15 protein-coding genes and 1 tRNA gene are annotated in these 17,438 nt (G+C 60.9%); 7 read left to right on the plus strand and 9 right to left on the minus strand.

Annotated features, from left to right (window positions below):
* Positions 1 to 353: 353 nt before the first annotated feature.
* The 6 genes from glmM to tilS all read right to left on the minus strand — a co-directional run bounded on the left by glmM (position 354) and on the right by tilS (position 7,899).
* The gene (gene glmM / locus VIO10_RS15540; RefSeq protein WP_331966333.1) at positions 354 to 1,721 is read right to left on the minus strand and encodes a phosphoglucosamine mutase; all 1,368 of its coding nucleotides are present in this window, start codon (positions 1,719 to 1,721) and stop codon (positions 354 to 356) included.
* Positions 1,705 to 2,688 carry a CdaR family protein gene (locus tag VIO10_RS15545; RefSeq protein WP_331966336.1) on the minus strand — a complete coding sequence of 328 codons (984 nt, stop codon included), beginning with the start codon at positions 2,686 to 2,688 and terminating at the stop codon, positions 1,705 to 1,707. The genes glmM and VIO10_RS15545 overlap by 17 nt, the downstream gene beginning before the upstream one ends.
* A 36-nt stretch (positions 2,689 to 2,724) precedes the next feature.
* Positions 2,725 to 3,477 carry a diadenylate cyclase CdaA gene (gene cdaA / locus VIO10_RS15550; RefSeq protein WP_331966339.1) on the minus strand — a complete coding sequence of 251 codons (753 nt, stop codon included), beginning with the start codon at positions 3,475 to 3,477 and terminating at the stop codon, positions 2,725 to 2,727.
* The gene (gene folP, locus VIO10_RS15555; protein WP_331966342.1) at positions 3,470 to 4,348 is read right to left on the minus strand and encodes a dihydropteroate synthase; all 879 of its coding nucleotides are present in this window, start codon (positions 4,346 to 4,348) and stop codon (positions 3,470 to 3,472) included. Before folP ends, cdaA begins: the two co-directional genes overlap by 8 nt.
* 134 nt (positions 4,349 to 4,482) lie before the next feature.
* The gene (gene ftsH / locus VIO10_RS15560; RefSeq protein ID WP_331966345.1) at positions 4,483 to 6,417 is read right to left on the minus strand and encodes an ATP-dependent zinc metalloprotease FtsH; all 1,935 of its coding nucleotides are present in this window, start codon (positions 6,415 to 6,417) and stop codon (positions 4,483 to 4,485) included.
* A gap of 51 nt (positions 6,418 to 6,468) precedes the next feature.
* Positions 6,469 to 7,899, minus strand: a complete 1,431-nt coding sequence (gene tilS / locus VIO10_RS15565; RefSeq protein ID WP_331966348.1) for a tRNA lysidine(34) synthetase TilS — start codon at positions 7,897 to 7,899, stop codon at positions 6,469 to 6,471.
* 165 nt (positions 7,900 to 8,064) lie between these two features.
* Between tilS and leuS the strand changes: the two genes are divergently transcribed.
* On the plus strand, positions 8,065 to 10,500 hold the full coding sequence (leuS, locus tag VIO10_RS15570; RefSeq protein ID WP_331966352.1) for a leucine--tRNA ligase: 2,436 nt from the start codon (positions 8,065 to 8,067) through the stop codon (positions 10,498 to 10,500).
* Between the two features lie 163 nt (positions 10,501 to 10,663).
* On the opposite strand, the gene VIO10_RS15575 is transcribed toward leuS, so the two are convergent.
* From VIO10_RS15575 to VIO10_RS15585, 3 genes are read right to left on the minus strand one after another with little or no spacing between them, the layout of a single operon-like run.
* Complete coding sequence (locus VIO10_RS15575; RefSeq protein WP_331966355.1) at positions 10,664 to 11,236, minus strand: hypothetical protein; 573 nt, start codon at positions 11,234 to 11,236, stop codon at positions 10,664 to 10,666.
* A 45-nt stretch (positions 11,237 to 11,281) separates the two neighbouring features.
* On the minus strand, positions 11,282 to 11,809 hold the full coding sequence (locus VIO10_RS15580; protein ID WP_331966358.1) for an HNH endonuclease: 528 nt from the start codon (positions 11,807 to 11,809) through the stop codon (positions 11,282 to 11,284).
* Positions 11,810 to 11,839: 30 nt separating this feature from the next.
* On the minus strand, positions 11,840 to 12,451 hold the full coding sequence (locus tag VIO10_RS15585; protein ID WP_331966361.1) for a hypothetical protein: 612 nt from the start codon (positions 12,449 to 12,451) through the stop codon (positions 11,840 to 11,842).
* 325 nt (positions 12,452 to 12,776) lie between these two features.
* Between VIO10_RS15585 and VIO10_RS15590 the strand changes: the two genes are divergently transcribed.
* From VIO10_RS15590 to VIO10_RS15615, 6 genes are all read left to right on the plus strand, one after another.
* Positions 12,777 to 12,860, plus strand: a tRNA-Pro gene (locus VIO10_RS15590).
* A gap of 47 nt (positions 12,861 to 12,907) precedes the next feature.
* Complete coding sequence (locus VIO10_RS15595; RefSeq protein WP_331966364.1) at positions 12,908 to 13,918, plus strand: IS1595 family transposase; 1,011 nt, start codon at positions 12,908 to 12,910, stop codon at positions 13,916 to 13,918.
* Complete coding sequence (locus VIO10_RS15600) at positions 13,915 to 15,537, plus strand: DNA methyltransferase (protein ID WP_331966367.1); 1,623 nt, start codon at positions 13,915 to 13,917, stop codon at positions 15,535 to 15,537. The genes VIO10_RS15595 and VIO10_RS15600 overlap by 4 nt, the downstream gene beginning before the upstream one ends.
* Positions 15,534 to 15,704, plus strand: coding sequence for a hypothetical protein (locus VIO10_RS15605; RefSeq protein ID WP_331966370.1), 171 nt, complete (start codon positions 15,534 to 15,536; stop codon positions 15,702 to 15,704). Before VIO10_RS15600 ends, VIO10_RS15605 begins: the two co-directional genes overlap by 4 nt.
* Before the next feature lie 47 nt (positions 15,705 to 15,751).
* Complete coding sequence (locus VIO10_RS15610) at positions 15,752 to 15,916, plus strand: hypothetical protein (RefSeq protein ID WP_331966373.1); 165 nt, start codon at positions 15,752 to 15,754, stop codon at positions 15,914 to 15,916.
* 684 nt (positions 15,917 to 16,600) lie between these two features.
* A complete protein-coding gene (locus tag VIO10_RS15615; protein WP_331966377.1) occupies positions 16,601 to 17,395 on the plus strand; it encodes an enoyl-CoA hydratase/isomerase family protein in 795 nt (264 codons plus the stop codon).
* The last annotated feature ends 43 nt before the right edge of the window (positions 17,396 to 17,438 follow it).

Raw genomic sequence — 17,438 nt, forward strand, 5'->3', positions numbered from 1 at the left:
CCTGTTAGAACTTTTTTTGTGTCATCCTGAGCGCAGCGAAGGAACCCGCGCGTGGAATTTGGAATTCGGACCCTCACCCGCGCCGGAGGCGCGGCCTCTCCCTGATAGAGAGGTGCCACGGGCGCACGGCAAAGAAAAAGATCCGGGGTCCCTCGACTCCGCAGACTCCGCTCGGGATGACACAAAATTGGGCCGACAGAAAAAGCAGGCGACCGGCCGCCTGAACATCTCTTTCCCCCCAAACAGTTCTGACAGGGCGAGGCCCGCATCTTTTCTTCATCCTTACTAAGGTGCAGGGGCTGGCCCCTGCCCAAGGAAGGGCGAAACCCACGGTGGGTTTCGCATTCGACTAGTCACTGCGGGCCGGCGTACTTCTGGATGGCGGCGCCGATTTCCTGGGCGAGCGTTTTGATCTGAACACCGTCGGCGCCTTCGACCATCACGCGCGCGAGCATCTCGGTCCCCGAATATCGCACCAGCAGCCGGCCGGCGCCGGCCAAGCGCCGCTCGGCGTCGGCGATGATTCGTTGAACGTCGGGCATCTCGGCAATCGGCACGCGATGCCGGACGCGCACGTTTTCCAGAACTTGCGGCACGCGGCGCATCGCGCGGAGTTCGCTGAGCGTGCGCCCACTCTCGGCCATCTGTGCGAGCACCATCAACGCGCTAATCATTCCGTCGCCGGTGGTCGAGTAATCCATGAAGATCACGTGGCCCGACTGCTCGCCACCCAGGTTGTACGAGTTCAGCCGCATCTCGCGCGCGACGGCGGGGTCGCCGACCTCGGTGCGGATCAGCCGCACGCCCGCGTCGCGAAGCGCCAGCTCGAGTCCGAAGTTGCTCATCACGGTTGCAACCACGGCGTTGTGGCTAAGCCGGCCTTGGGCGGCGAGCTTGCGGCCGAGCAGCGCCATCATGTCGTCGCCGTCGAAGACCTCGCCGCGCTCGTCGATCAGCATCACGCGATCGCCGTCGCCGTCGAGCGCGATGCCGACGTTGGCGTGCTCGCGCGCAACGGTCTGGCGGATCGCGTCGAGGTGCGTCGCGCCGCAATTCAGATTGATGTTGGTGCCGTTGGGCTCGGCCGCGATCGCCACGACCTCGGCGCCCAGTTCCTCGAGCGCGTCGGGGCCGACCTTGTAGGCCGCGCCGTTGGCGCAATCGATCGCGACCTTCATCCCGTCGAATGCGACCGAGCGCGGCAGGCACGACTTCAGAAACACCAGGTAACGGCCGAGCGCGTCGTCGATTCGCGCCGCCTTGCCGATATCGCCGGCGCGCGCGCGATGCTTCCCGACCTCGGTTTCGTCGAATACCAGCGCTTCGATTCGGCGCTCGGTCTGGTCGTCGAGTTTGAATCCTTCGCGCGAAAAAAACTTGATGCCGTTGTCCTGGAAGGGATTGTGCGAGGCCGATATGACCACGCCCGCGTCGGCGCGCATGCTGCGGGTCAGAAACGCGATCGCGGGGGTGGGGAGAGGACCCACCAGCCATACGTCCACGCCCATCGAGCAGATTCCGGACTCGATCGCGGTCTCGAGCATGTAGCCCGAGAGGCGGGTGTCCTTGCCGATCAGAATTCTGCGATGACGACCGGTGGAATTGCGGAACACATGAGCGAGCGCACGGCCGAGCTTCAGCGCGGTCTCGGAGGTAATCGGCTCCTGATTGGCGACTCCGCGGACGCCGTCGGTGCCGAACAGTTTACGATGGGTGCTCATCGGCAGTAGTTGTCAGCTTCTCGTGATAGATCCGCAGTCTAACCTTGTCGGGTAGCTGGCGCACCAACTGCATTCCGTCGGGCAGTGTCACCTGGAGCGGCAATTCGTGCGAGCCGGGTGCAACGCCCTTGGCGTCAACATAGGCCAGCCCCTTCAGCGCGAGAGCCGCGAGCTTGACCGCGGGCCCGCGAATCGTCAGCGTGGCCTGCCTGGGTTCGACGCGGTACTTGAAGCCACTGTCCCTGACTTCCACGTCAACCGCGCGAAACTCACGGTCGGCAATCGCCTCCGCGACATTGATCCGCGCATCGACATGACCGGTAGAGAATCCCAACGCCGGATTGGGCGCCACGATATCAACCGAGCGGTCGGCATCCGCGGTGAGTCCCTTCAAGTCGAAGGGTTCCGTGCTGACCGACGTAAGCGGCGTGACGAAGCGGCTGGGCCCGGCGATGGTGACGGTTGGCGGCGTAATATCGACCGAGGTAATCGTGTAGCCCGGCTCGACCTTGCCCTGAACCGCCAGATGGACCGGCACGTCGCGGGTAACCAGGCGATCGACATCAAGCGACAATTGATCGGGCGAGATGCTGGTCACGGCGGTATTTCGTCCCACGTTGAACATCGCGGGATATATCTTGAACTCGGATTGTCCGGCCGCAACGCCGCGCAGATCGATTTTGAGCGTGAGCCGCTCGGGATCCAACAGCGACAGCAGGGTGCGCGGACCGGTGACTTCGATTTTTACGAGCGTCGGCGGATGGTTCACGATCACCATCCCCGGCGGCAGCGCGCGATAGCTGATCGGCACCGTGAGCGGCTCGACTGAGCCCCGCTCGCCCGCGTTGACGAATATCCACAGCCCGATCGCGAGCACCACCGCAAATGTGCGCAGCCCGATGTCGGCGCCGCGGAGCCGCCGCACGCCCCTAACTTTGAACAAATTTTTGAAGTCGCCCAGCCTCATCGTGCGTCGTCCCGTCGCGGTTTTGCCCTCGCGCGCCTAACCCGGCAGCTTCCTCAGTGTGGACAGGACCTCGGCTGGTTCCAGTCCACGGCTCAGAACGCCGCCGCGGGCAAGAGAAATCGTGCCGTCCTCCTCGGACACGACCAGCACAACCGCGTCGCTGTCCTCGCTCATTCCAATCGCCGCGCGATGACGCGTGCCCAGCGCCAGGCTTACGTTGGGGTTTTGCGACAGCGGCAGCAGGCACGCCGCGGCGAGTATCCGGTCGCCGTTTATGATCACGGCGCCATCATGCAGCGGAGAGCCATTGGTGAAAATCGTTTCGAGCAGCTCGGGCGAGACCTTGGCGTCAACGGTTCTTCCGCTCTCGACGAACTCGCCCAGGCCGTCGTCCTGTTCGATCACTATCAGCGCGCCGACTCGACGCGCCGAAAGCCACGCCGCGGCGGTGGCTATTTCCTCCGCAGGCGTGACCGCAGCCGCATTGCGGCCCAGGAAGGACCGCGCACCGACCCGGGTCAGCGCGCGGCGAATGTCGGCCTGAAAGATAACCACCAGGATCACAAACAACGAACCAAGGAAGTTGTTCAAGAGCCAGTTGAGCGTGAACAGTCCGAGCACCTGCGACGCGACGAATGCGCCGCCCACGATCACCATCCCGACCACCATCTGCATCGTGCGCGTGCCGCGGATCAATAGCGCGATCCGGTATATCACGTAGGCCACGATCAGGATGTCAACGACGTCCTGCCATCGCGGCTGCGGTATCATGGGTATGTAGTTATGCATTGCGCCTGAACCGCCGGTCCCGCCGGGTTATCGCCGCGGCCATTGCCACCACGGCGACGGCCGCACCTGCGTCGTGCACGCGCACAATCGACGCGCCGGCGGCCACTGCCAGCGCGTTGGCAGCCGCGGTGCCGAATTCCAGCTCGCGCTCGCCGGCACCGGCAATTCGCGCCACAAAGCTCTTGCGCGACGCTCCCACCAATACGGGATAGCCGAGCGCACAGAGGGCGGGCAAGGCGGCCAGCAATTTCAGATTATGCTGGGCCGTCTTGGCGAAGCCTAGTCCCGGGTCGAGGATGATTCGCGAGCGCACAACTCCCGCCGCGGCGGCAAATCGCGCGCGCGCCTCCAGAAATTCGACGACCTCGCGCACCACGTCGCGGTAGCGTGCGAACTCGAGATGATTGGCGAGACCGCCGCGCATATGCATCAGCACCACCGCGCACTTCGTTTGCGCCGCCAGCGGCGCCATTTCGCAGTCGTGCTCAAGCGCCGTGATATCGTTGATGATCGCCGCGCCGGAGTCGAGCGCGACGCGCGCGACCTCCGCGCGGCGCGTGTCGATCGAGATTGGCACGCCGAGGCGCTTGCTTAAGCGCGCGAGCACCGGCCTGACTCGCGCGAGCTCGACCTCGACCGGGACCTCGGACGCGCCCGCGGGACGCGACGATTCACCGCCGACGTCGATCAGGCCGGCGCCTGCCGCTTCCATCGCAAGCGCGTGCTCGACGGCGCGGTCCGTGTCTAGGTATCTGCCGCCGTCGGAGAAGGAGTCGGGCGTGACGTTGAGCACGCCCATTACCGCGGGGAACTCGATTACACGACCGTCGCAAAGCTTGAGATGCGAGGGATGAGGCGTGCGCTTGCGCATGCCTCGATCAGTCGATGATTTGGTTTTGATCCGCGAGCGTCGCATCGCACCGGCCCCACTCCCCCTCAGCCACGCGGCAACCGACCCGCCGCGGCGAATCGATCATAGCGCCGCGAGCACGCCGGCGAAGACGACTACACGAGGACCGGTTTGGGCGGGAGTCCGGGCACCGGGCTTTCGTTTTCGTTGTCGGCGCGCTTCTCCTTGCCCGGTTCCGCGCCCGGACGCGGCGGAAAATCGTTGCGCACCGCGGCCGGCGACGGCGGCAGCTCGCGCCCTTCGCGGAACGCCGTCACCATCGCCTCGACTTCGCTGCCGTCGAGCACTTCCTTCTCGAGCAGCCGCGCGGCGATCGCGTGAAGCAGCGGCAGATGATCCGACAGGAGCTGGCGCGCCTTCTGATACGAGTCATCGATGATGCGGCGCACTTCGCGATCGATCTCGAGCGCGGTCTGCTCGGAGTAATCCTTATGATGCGAGATATCGCGGCCCAAAAAGATCTGTTCCTCGCGCCGGCCGAAGGTCATCGGGCCCAGCTCCTTGCTCATGCCCCATTCGCAGACCATTTTGCGCGCGAGCTCGGTCGCCTTTTCGATGTCGTTGCCCGCGCCGGTCGTCATCTGGCCGAACACGAGTTCTTCCGCGGTGCGGCCGCCGAACATCACCGCCAACCGCGTCACCAGGTAGTCGCGGGGATAGGTGTAGCGATCGTCCAGCGGCAATTGCTGCGTCACGCCAAGCGCCATCCCGCGCGGGATAATCGTAACCTTGTGGACCGGGTCCGCACCGGGCTGAAGCATCGCGACCAACGCATGCCCGCCTTCATGATAAGCGATTATCTTGCGCTCCGAGCCCGACATCACCATCGAGCGCCGTTCCGCGCCCATCATCACCTTGTCCTTGGCCAGCTCGAAGTCGGACATCTCGACCTTGTCCTTGTTGCGGCGCGCCGCCAGCAGCGCGGCCTCGTTGACAAGGTTCTCCAGGTCGGCTCCGGCGAAGCCCGGGGTCGAACGCGCAAGCTTGGTCGCATCGACGTCGTCGGACAGCGGCACCTTGCGGGTGTGGACCTTGAGAATGCCCTCGCGCCCCTTGACGTCGGGCAGCGGCACCACCACCCGCCGATCGAAGCGGCCCGGGCGCAGCAACGCCGGGTCGAGCACGTCGGGGCGATTGGTGGCGGCCACCAGGATCACGCCCTCGTTGGCCTCGAATCCGTCCATCTCGACCAGCAACTGGTTGAGCGTCTGTTCGCGTTCATCGTGACCGCCGCCAAGGCCGGCCCCGCGATGACGTCCCACCGCATCGATCTCGTCTATAAAGATGATGCACGGCGCATGCTTCTTGCCCTGGACGAACAGGTCGCGCACGCGCGACGCGCCCACGCCCACAAACATCTCGACAAAGTCCGATCCCGAGATCGAAAAGAACGGCACGCCCGCTTCGCCGGCGATCGCCCGCGCGAGCAGCGTCTTGCCGGTTCCCGGCGCCCCGACCAGCAGCACGCCCTTGGGGATTCTGCCGCCCAGCCGGGTGAAGCGCTTGGGGTCGCGCAAAAATTGAATTATCTCTTCGAGCTCGTCCTTGGCCTCGTCGATTCCCGCCACGTCGCCGAAGGTAACTTTATGGGTATTTTCAGTCAGCAGCTTGGCTCGGCTCTTGCCGAACGACATCGCCTTGCCGCCGCCGATTTGCATCTGGCGCATGAAGAAAATCCACAGCGCCGCCAGCACTAAGATCGGGAACCACTGCACCAGCGCGACCATCCACCACGGATCGCCTTCGACCGGCTTGGCCGCGATCTTGACGCCCTTTTCGCGCAGCGTCTTGACCAGGTCGGGATCCTCGGGCGCGTAGGTCTTGAAATGCTCCCCGCTGGTAGTGTCGCCCTTGATTAGATTTCCCTGAATCGTCGCCTGGGCGACCTGGTTTTTCTCAACCTGATTGAGGAAGTCCGAGAAAATTATTTCGGGTTCTTTGGGCTGTTGCCTGCTGAAGATATTGAACAGCAGCAGGAACATCAGTCCCAGCACTAGCCATAGCGCAATACTGCGAGAAAACTGGTTCATGCTATTAGACAAAATATCACGCGCGTTGATCCGCACGCAACGTGGCAGGCCCTAAGCCGCGATTTCAGACGCCTCAACGCGCAGTACGGTTTCGGTGGCCTTGGTGACCAACGCGCAGTCCGCGCGCGCGAGCCCCGGAAGCCACGCGATTTCGCCGCCGACCGTGACCACCGGGAAGCGCTCCCGCCTTGCGCGTGGCAGCTTGCGATCCACAAACACGTCATGGACCTTGCGCGTGCCGCGCATCCCCATCGGATGCATCCTGTCGCCCTTCATAAAATTGCGCGCGACCATCCCTGCGTCCGCGATTTTCGCGGCATCGAACATCGCGACCAGCGAAAACGAACTATCCGGCATCGACGCGTGCGCGGCCGGATTCGTCGAAGCCTCGAACGCAAAGCCCGCCGCTTCCACGACTGTGATTCCGTCCGCCGCAATCGCAACCGAGAATCCCGCGGCGGCGCCGACCGCGGCGCCTGCTTCGCGCTTGGCCCGCGGATGCGCCACTCGAATCAGATGGTACTCGCGCCCGGCGCGCCAGCCGCCCGGAAGATCGATCGAGTCGCTCGGACCGCCTTCCAGGATGAGTTGACGCATCGCTTCGATATGCGCGCGCGAAATTGCGCGCAAAGATCCCATCCGCTCGGAGAGAAACAGCCGAATCGCAACCGGTTGCACCGCGCGATTCATCCCGCTGAATCCCGACACGTCGAGCGCGCCGCCGCGCCGGCGCATCGCGTCCAATTCGCGCGCGGCAATCGCCGCGACCAGCTCGTCGAGCGAGCGCATCTCGGCCGCAACTTCCACCAGCCGCCCGCCAAGCCCCGGCGCGTACTCGCGCTCGAGCATCGGGAGCAGTTCGGCGCGAATCCGGTTGCGCAGAATGCCGCGCGACGAATTCGTCGAATCTTCCACGAACGCAACCGCGCGCGCGTCCAGATAGCCGCGAATGTCGGCGCGCGAAACCGACAGCATCGGACGAATCAACCGACCCGGCCCGTGCTCGGCCATCGCCGCCATCCCCGCCGCGCCGGCGCCGCGCATCAGGCGCATCAGCACGGTCTCGGCCTGGTCGTCGCGATGGTGCCCGAGCGCGACAAAGTCCGCACCGATGCGGTCCGCGACGCGACCGAGGAAATCGCGGCGCACCTCGCGCGCCCGCTCCTCCAGGTTCGCGCTGGAAATCGACGCGTCGAGTCCCTCGGCGCGTTCGACGATCAATTCAACCCCAAGTCGCGCGCACATGGCGCGCACGAAAGCTTCGTCGCGATCCGACTCATCCCCTCGAATCCGATGGTTCAAATGCGCCGCCGCAATCCGGAGTCCCAGCCTCTGGCGAAGTTCAAGCAGCGCACAAGTAAGCGCAACCGAATCCGCCCCGCCGGAAAGCCCGATCAGTATCGATGCGCCCCGACGGATCCGCGCGCGCGCAAGCGCCGCCTCGACCGCGCCGACCACGATATTTTCCGCATCCCGAACCATCACGGATGAGATTATTCCCGCATGAGATCTGCATCAACGCGCCGCTGCGGCTCACTTTTGCGATTGTCCCGATTCCCGCGTCGCGACATAGTTGGAGCCGCGCGATCGGCAGGCTAAACTCGCGTAGCCCAGACGCATATCCGGCGACCTCACGCAAAAACTACGATGGACGAACGTTACGACCCAAAGAAAATCGAGCCCGCGTGGCAGGCTGAATGGCAACGCGCCAATCTCTACGGCACGCGCGAGCAACCCGCACGCCCGAAATTCTACATTCTCGAGATGTTTCCCTACCCGTCCGGCGCCGGGCTGAGCGTCGGTCATCTGCACAACTACGTTCCGTGCGACGTAATCGGACGCTTCAAGCGGATGGCGGGATTCAACGTGCTGCACCCGATGGGATGGGATGCGTTCGGACTGCCCGCGGAAAACGAGGCGATCCTGAAAGGATCGCATCCAACGGAAACCGTCCCGCGTTACGCCGCCAACTTCAAGCGCCAACTGACAATCTCCGGATGCGCGTACGACTGGACGCGCGAGATCAACTCGTCGTCACCGGAGTATTACAAGTGGACGCAGTGGTTCTTCCTGATGCTCTACAAACGCGGCCTGGCCTACCGCGCCACCGGAGCGCAATGGTGGTGCGACAAGTGCCGCACCATCCTCGCCAACGAACAGGTCGTCAACGGATGCTGCTGGCGGCATCCCGACTCGCCGGTCAGCAAGAAAGATCTCGAGCAGTGGTATCTCAAGATCACCGAATACGCGGATCGATTGCTCGACGATTTGGATGGCCTCGACTGGCCGGAACCGATCAAGCTGATGCAGCGCAACTGGATCGGGCGCAGCGAAGGCGCGGAGCTTGCCTTCCCGGTGCCCGCTCACGCCGATAAGGAAATCCGCTTTTTCACCACCCGCCCCGACACCGTCTTCGGCGTATCGTTCATGGTGCTCGCGCCGGAGCATCCGCTCGTCGCAGAGATTACTACGGACGCGCAGCGCGCGGTGGTCAAAGCTTATGTCGCCGACGCGCGCCGCCAGACTGAAATCGAGCGGATGTCCACGGTCAAGGAGAAATCCGGCGTCTTCACCGGCGCCTACGCGCACAACGTCTTTACCGATAGAGACATCCCGGTTTGGATCGCCGACTACGTCCTGATGGGCTACGGCACCGGCGCAATCATGGGCGCGCCCGGCCAGGATCAGCGCGATTTCGAATTCGCCACGAAGTTCGGTCTCGAGATTCCTCGCGTGACCGCACCAGCAGACGGCGGCGCTCCACCGGCGGATCGCGCGTTCACCGAATCCGGCATCGCCATCAATTCAGAATTTCTCAACGGGATGACGACGGCTGATGCGATCACGGCCGTCGCAAAGTACGCCGAGGAACACGGAATCGGCCGCGCGACTATCAACTACCGGATGCGCGACTGGCTGATCTCGCGTCAGCGCTACTGGGGATGTCCGATTCCGATGGTGTACTGCAAGACCGACGGGATCGTACCGGTGCCGGAAGATCAACTGCCCGTGATGTTGCCTCCGATGAAGGACTATCTGCCGTCGGGCACCGGCCGCTCTCCGCTCGCCAACGTCGCATCGTTCGTCAACACGACCTGCCCCAAGTGCGGCGGCCCGGCTGAGCGCGAGACCGACACGCTCGACGGCTTCGCGTGTTCGTCGTGGTACTTCCTACGCTTCGCCTCGCCGCATGAAGACCGCCGCCCATTCGATCGGAGCGCGGTCGATTACTGGTTGCCGGTCGATCTCTATGTCGGCGGCGCCGAGCATGCCGTGATGCATCTGCTGTACGCGCGGATGTGGACCAAAGTCATGTTCGACGCGGAGCTGATTGGATTCGACGAACCGTTCCCCGCCTTGCGCAACCAGGGTGTGGTGTGGGCCGCCGACGGCCAGCGGATGTCGAAGAGCAAGGGCAACGTCGTCACTCCGGACGCGATGATCGACAAGTACGGCGCGGACGCGCTTCGGCTCTGGGAGCTGTTCATGAGCCCCTTTGACGAAGCGACCAACTGGAACGAAAGCGGCGTCGCCGGCACGCTGCGATTCATCCAGCGCGTGTGGACGATGATTCGGCGCTACGTCGAGGCGGGATGCCCCGGCGGCAAGCCAGGCGAAGAAACGCTCAAGCGCGCACACAAAACGATCCAGGTCGTCACCGATCATATCGAGCGGATGCGCTTCAACACCGCACTCGCGGCGCTGATGGATCAGCTCAATTACCTGGCAAAGCTCAAGCCCGCGGAGATGGGCCGTTTCGCCGCGGAGACCTTTGTGCTGATGCTCGCGCCGATGGCGCCGCACGTCACCGAGGAAATGTGGCAGGCGCTCGGCCACGATGCGTCGGTTCATCTGGAGGCGTGGCCGAAGTTCGATCCGAAGCTCGTGCGCGACGAGACGGTAACCGTCGTCGTGCAGGTTAACGGCAAGGTTCGCGATCGCCTAGTGGTCGTCGCGGGCGCTTCGGAAGCCGACGTGCGAGAACTCGCGCTCAAGAGCGAGGCCGTCGCGCGCCACCTCGCCGGCAAGACGCCGACCAAGTTCATATTTGTAAAAGACAAGATGCTCAGCATCGTCGCGTAGCCGCGCCGAATCGTGGCACTGGTTCAGTTTGCAGGCCCGATAAGCCGAAAGGGCTCGGAAGAGCAATTCGGGAGTATGTACTTGACGCAATTTTGCCGGACCGGGCCGGACCAGTGCGGACGAGGCCGGACGGAGACCGGCCCGAAGGCGAAAGCGGGACCATCTATGCCCGCTTTCCGATGAAAATCTGAAAGCCAACTTTGGACCGGCGCTCTAGGTGGGCCGCTATCCCGGCATATTTCTCAAGAACGCTTTTGATCAGGAAGGCGCGGGTGTCGTCGGTGGGAGCGTCTATGCGCAAACCAGAGGCCAAGGGATATGAGTATTGCCGCGCTTCAAAGGTTGCCAGTCCGTTTGTTGCACGTCCTAGAACATCGCACAAATCGACGGCAAATTCGGCGGGTTCGTCACCGTCAGTATAAACCACTATTTCAGGTTCCGGGAAGAAAGGTTTGAGCGCATCCGCCATTGCCACCCGCTGAGGTGGGTTCAGGCGGGGCCATTTATCCACATTCCTGACACGTTCTTTGTCCCACGCAGTAAGCCCGGATATGAAGAGAACGACTAGTAATGCCGCCAAGACGCCGATAGTGGTGCCTGCTGCTGTCCCCGAACCGGCTGCGTGCCCGATTATGTAGCCGAACACTCCAGAGAGGCTGATCCCACCGATTGCGAAGACTAAGAACCAGATCATTCGGCGGGGCTGTAATGCCTTCATATACTCAATAACGCGCATGGTGGACCGAAACTTAGAGCCGTCGGGCCGTTCGCGTCAAGAATACTATTGCACGCCGCAGGCGTGCCCTCTCGAATGAACTTTCAAACCTTTTGTAAAAACTTTGAGCCATGTCCTATCGGACGCGGTAAGGCCGACCGGATCGCGTTGTGCCAAAATCACAAATACACCCGATAACCCGTCCCAGTGTTGCGGCTCCCCGTACTTTCCCTTGATGGGCTTGCGCATAACGCGCCCGCCCCACTTTTTCAGAGACGCGGAGCTTTTGCGCCCGTTGCATTTGTTGCAGGCGGTCGCAAGATTATCTTCGCTGTTGGCTCCGCCGGTTGAATAGGCTTCGACGTGATCGATCACCGCTCCCAATTCGTCGAGCAGCGGAGCGCCCGCGCGCGTCCAATGCGCGTGATAGTACGACAGCGGCGCACCATTCCGCGCCAATCTAACGTCGCGCTCAATCAGGCGCATAACTGGCGCGAAGATGACGGGCCGATTGCACCATCGACAAACCCAGCGGTCGCGCCGGAAGATGGATAACTGCAATTCTTTCGGTATTGGCGGTCGTGACTTGCCCATAGATTGCCCGGCGTTTACCCCTTCCCCAATTCAGAGCCCGTCCGCTTCGACATCATCGGCCACTACCTCGCGCCTTGCAGCGTCTTGGCAAATTAGCCGCCATTCCTTCCGCGCACTCTCCGCTTCTGGCACCGACATTTTGACCGTAAAGACTAATGTTCCATATGCAGATGCGCCTTGCGGCAGAGGCGTTTTCTGCGGATCGATTGGACTCTCGTTATCGAGAAAAAAAGTTCGCTCCGATGCCCTAGCGAGTTTGCGCTTGCCGATATAGAAGAGCCAATCAGTTGCGACCGTCGGCGGTCCCCCATTACGAAGATCAACGTCAAATCGGATTGTGCTAAAGTTTGCGACGTTCGATGGAGAACAACGGGTTTGCCTGATTCGTGCATAAAGGGGCGATTTATTTCTGACGTATTCTTCTCTCCAAGTTAAAAAACCGGCGAAGAACAGCCCGAAAATTCCGAGCGACAAAACGGCTACCTGTGCGTACCCCGCATATGGCGCTATGAAATTCGTGGCCTTTGAATACCAATTGGGCGAGAAGAGGCGTGCCACCTCGGGGATAGCGGTCACAAACGAATAGCTGGAAAGCCATTTCATACCGACCGCCCTGAGGTATTTTCCCAAATCACGAAGCATAGGACCGATCCGTCGCATTTCGCCGAACGGACTTGCCTATTTTGACAAGACTCGCCCCAACATAACCAGATGCTCGGTTTTGTTTTTGGGACAGACTCCGGCACGCCCAAACCTGTCATGGTCTCTGAAGAACATTCGGGGCCGGAGCGCTATCAACGCCCCAGCCCCCACCAAACGGAATTGAGGTCCGAATGGCAATCAAACTCTCAGCATGGCGTTGGCAAGACACTCTCGCCCGCCCGCCACCACAAGACAATTTGTTGTTGGGTGCCGCAAGGAAATGGCTAATTTCACCGGCACCCTTCATAAGCGAATTGTACATCAACGCGGCGTGCCGAAATTGGAAGACGGGCCGATTCTGGGGATCGGTGAGCGCAAGCTCGTGCGGGTTCGATTCCCGTCGCCGCGACTATCTTGGGACTTGACGCAGATACGAAGATGCGCTATAGTTGAATCATGGCAAAAGGACAAAGAAAAGCTGGATCAGCGAAGTCGGAAATCGTGGCCGCGTTGCCAAAGGCGTGCGCGGATGATCTTGCGGCGGTCGAGTTTTTCGAGGCAAGGCGCTGGGGCGTAACTGGCCCGTGTTGCCCGCGCTGCGGCGATACCGACGTTTACAAGATGACCGACCGCAAAACCGGCCAGCGTAACAGGCGCTACCTGTGGATGTGCCAAGGCTGTAAGAAACAGTACACCGTCCGCGTCGGTACGGTTCTCGAAGAGAGTCTGATTCCATTGCGCCATTGGGCGTATGCGTTTTGGGCCGGGGCCGCGTCCAAGAAAGGCGTCTCCTCGATGCAGATTCAACGGATGACCGGGCTTAGCTACAAATCGGCGCTGTTCATGATGCATCGGGTTCGGTTCGCGATGGCGGAAGATTGGAAGGGCCAGCCGAAACTTAGCGGCATAGTCGAAACTGACGAAACCTATGTCGGCGGCAGGCCGCGCAATAAGCAGTTGCGACCGGGGCCGCGTATCGGAAAGGGTAAGAAAACTCCGGTCGTATCACTGGTCGAGCGTGGCGGCAACATCCGTTCGTTCGTAACCGTGGATGTGACGGCGGCAAATGTCGGGCGGATTCTTGCGGAGAACGTCAGCCGCGATTCTCACCTGATGACCGACAGCGCGGCAATCTATATGCGCGGCCCTGTCACCAAGCCATTTGCGCGACACGGATTCACCGATCATTCAAGGGGTCAATATGCGAAGCCGGACGGCACGCACAGCAACACGGTAGAATCCTCGTTTTCGCTGCTCAAGCGCGGCATCTACGGGACTTTTCACAATGTCAGCCGCAAACATTTGCATCGGTACGTTGCCGAGTTTGATTTCCGCTGGAATGCGCGGAAAGTAGATGACGGCGAGCGTTTGGCGCGTGCAATTCGAGGCGCGGAAGGCAAGCGGCTGCGCTACAAAGAGCCAGTGGCAACACTTCCGCCTGCTCCGATACAAGGGACGCCATTTTGAATCGACTCTATTACGGCGACAATCTCGAAGTTCTCCGCAAGGAGATCAAAGACGAATCGGTTGATCTCATTTACCTCGATCCGCCTTTCAACAGCCAAGCAACGTACAACGTCCTGTTCAAAGCGCCGACTGGCGAGCAGTCGCACGCCCAGATCGAGGCGTTCGAGGATACTTGGCACTGGGGGGAATCCGCAGAGCGCGCTTTCGATGAAGTGATGAGCAGTGGCAATACCGCCGCATCGGAACTGCTCCGCGCCTTGCGCACATCCCTCCATGAAAACGACATGATGGCCTACCTCGCGATGATGGCGATCCGCCTGTTGGAATTGCATCGCGTCTTGAAAGCAACCGGCTCGCTCTACCTGCATTGCGATCCGACCGCGAGCCATTACTTGAAAATGCTGTTGGATGGAATCTTCAACGTTTCTAACTACCGGAATGAGATCATATGGAAGCGCCGAGTTGGTATGAGCAGTGCCGTTCACGAATCGAACCGATTCGGAATATGCACCGACACGATTTTATTCTACGCGAAATCTGACAGTGCCCAGTTCCGTCCGCAGTACAACTTGGATGACCCTGATTACCAGAGGTATATTGAAGAACGGTTTACAATGGTCGATGAAAAGGGCGAACAATTTCAGCCCACAAGCCTTGTAAATCCTGCCTTTCGGCCAAATCTCATCTACGAATACAAGGGGTACAAGCCGCCACCAAACGGCTGGATGATTACCAAGGAAAAGATGACGCAATGGGATAAGGAAGGAAAAATCTACTTTCCAAAACATCCCGGCAGACGTTTGCGAAGAAAGAGCTACGCAAAAGAACTGAAAGGGATGCCGATTCAGAATCTATGGACTGACATTCCAGAAATTAACTCGCAGGCGCAAGAACGATTAGGCTACCCGACCCAGAAACCGATAGCGCTGCTCGCGCGCATCATTGAGGCGTCCAGCGACCCCGGCGATGTTGTCCTCGATCCGTTCTGCGGATGCGGTACGGCGATCCACGCTGCGCAAAAACTCAAGCGCCAATGGATCGGAATTGATGTTACTCACCTAGCTATTTCGCTGGTAGAAAAGCGGCTGAAAGATGCGTTCCCCGGAATCACGTACGAGGTTCACGGTACGCCAAAAGATTTGGACGGTGCGCGCGATCTGGCCGCTCGCGACAAGTATCAATTCCAGTGGTGGGCAGTCTCGCTCGTTAATGCGGTGCCTTTCGGCGGCAAGAAAAAAGGCGCGGACACCGGCATCGACGGGTTGATCTACTTCAAGGATTTCCGCGACGGGAAAATCACTACCGAGAAAGCCGTTGTATCCGTCAAGGGCGGCGAGAATGTAAGCGTTAGCATGATCCGGGATCTCGCCCACGTTGTGGATCGAGAAAAGGCGAAGATGGGCCTGTTTATTACGCTCGCGGAGCCGACCGACCCGATGGGGAAGGAAGCGCTCAAGGAAGGCTATTTCGAGACGAGTACCGGCGGCAAATACCTGAAACTTCAAATTTCCACGATTAAAGAACTGCTCGCGGGCAAAAGGCCCGATCTGCCATCACCCGACCCCGGCCAGTTCGCGAAGGCCGAAGTGGAGGCCAAGGAACAAGGCAAGCTTCTATGAAAAAAATCACTAAGCCCAAACGCCGCACCCCCGGTCCCGCGCCGGATGTCCTGAAAATCGAGGGCAACTGGAAGGATGCCGTTACCAAGGCGCTTCAAGCGAAGAAGCCGGCCGCCGGCTGGCCGAAGATGAAACCCCGAAGGGGTGTGACAAGTCGCCCAGTATGATATGACAGAAAGTCAGCTTTACGAATTAACTTCTGGAGGACACTCAAATGCCACAAGTTCCCAACCCATGGCACTCGATCAAGGAAAACCACTATCACGACAACACAAAGTGCGGGCCGGGCAGCGAGATTCCGAAGCATAATCAGGTTCCGGGAACCGGCGGCAAAGAGAAATGTAAGGACTGTGCGAAGCTGGATAGCGAAGGAAAATAGGCCCGACAGCTAGGGCCAGAACGTCATTTCCCAACAAGGGCCGTGCAGCTCGCCATCTTCGACGGTGTAGTAGCGGCGGAGTGTTGCCACTTTCAATCTGTGCCCTAGCGCGATTGCGACCGCTCGGAATCCTTCATGTTTCTGGCCATGGAATCGAACAGTCGGCTCAGGAAATGAGTGGCCGCGACCCCCTTGGCACGATTCAAACGTCTCGATCCCATTGTCCCAAAGAATCTTCACTGCACGGCGGATTCTGGGATCGATTAGGCGAACCCCTTTCCCCGTAAACGGAGGAGGCGCAATGCGACTATTCTTCATGGCCATAAACGGGCGCTAATTGCGTCAAGTACATACTCCCGGAGCAATTTATACCATCTGTAGTGGTTTTGGGACGGCTGCGCTCTATGGCTAGCTTTGTTCCGTCAAAAATTATTTCTGCTAAAAGCGGAGGCCGCCCGATTTCGGGCGAACCCGGCCAGTATGAGGCATCGTGACGGTTGTCCATACCGTACGCGTAGCACGCTAAATCCGCCGCGGTCAGGCTGAACAGTTCATCCCCAAACCCGGCCTGAAATCCGGGTTCAGCTTCATCGAAACTGAACGAGCGCCCAAATCGCCGCGAACCTTGATGGATGCGCGCTGCCCGTGCGATGCTTCGGGCCGATACGACGCTAGATCCTTTTCATGATCACGCAAGGAGCGACCGACATGGCCGAGGAAGTGCTCAAAGTCACACGCCATCCGAATTACGCGGTGTTGACGCTAAACCGTCCCGAAAAACGCAACGCGCTGAATCAGCCGTTGATCGAGGCGCTCAACAATGCGCTCGCCAAGTTCGAAAGCGACCGCGAAATCCGTGCGCTGCTCCTGCGTAGCGAAGGAGCAAGCTTTTGCTCGGGAATCGATCTGAAGGAAGTCGCCGAGGCCAGCGCCCCTCACAACCCGACTTCGCTCGAGGCCGTGTTCGGCCGATTGGAGCGGTTCCCGGTGCCGACCATCGCGGCTATCCAGGGCGCCGCGATCACTGGCGGACTTGAGCTGGCGCTCCATTGCGACCTTCGAATCGCGTCGGAAAACGCCAGGATGGGCATGACGCTCGGACGCGTCGGGCTGGTGGTGCCGTATGATTTCGCGCGCAAGCTGATCGAGGTTTGCGGATCGGCCAACACCGCATGGATTCTCTACAGCGCCGACCTGCTCGACGCCGAGCACGGCCGCCGCATGAATCTCGTTCACGAGGTCGTCCCTGACGCGAAGCTCGGCGAGGCGGCGACGCGGCTGGCCGAGAAGATCGCCGACAACGCGCCGCTGTCTCTGCGCGCGATGAAAGCGACGGTGCGCCGATGCATGAGCGAGAGCTTCGACGCGTGGCACGCCGATCTGTTGCAGATGGCGCGCTCGGTGCGCGACAGCCACGACGCCCGGGAAGGCGTGCGCGCGTTCCTGGAAAAGCGCAAGCCGGCCTGGAAGGCCGAGTAGCGCTCCGTTGGCACGGCGGCCAGTGAATCCGCGTGCTGCATGA

It is taken from the genome of Candidatus Binatus sp. (assembly GCF_036567905.1).
In the GTDB taxonomy this organism is placed as follows: domain Bacteria; phylum Desulfobacterota; class Binatia; order Binatales; family Binataceae; genus Binatus.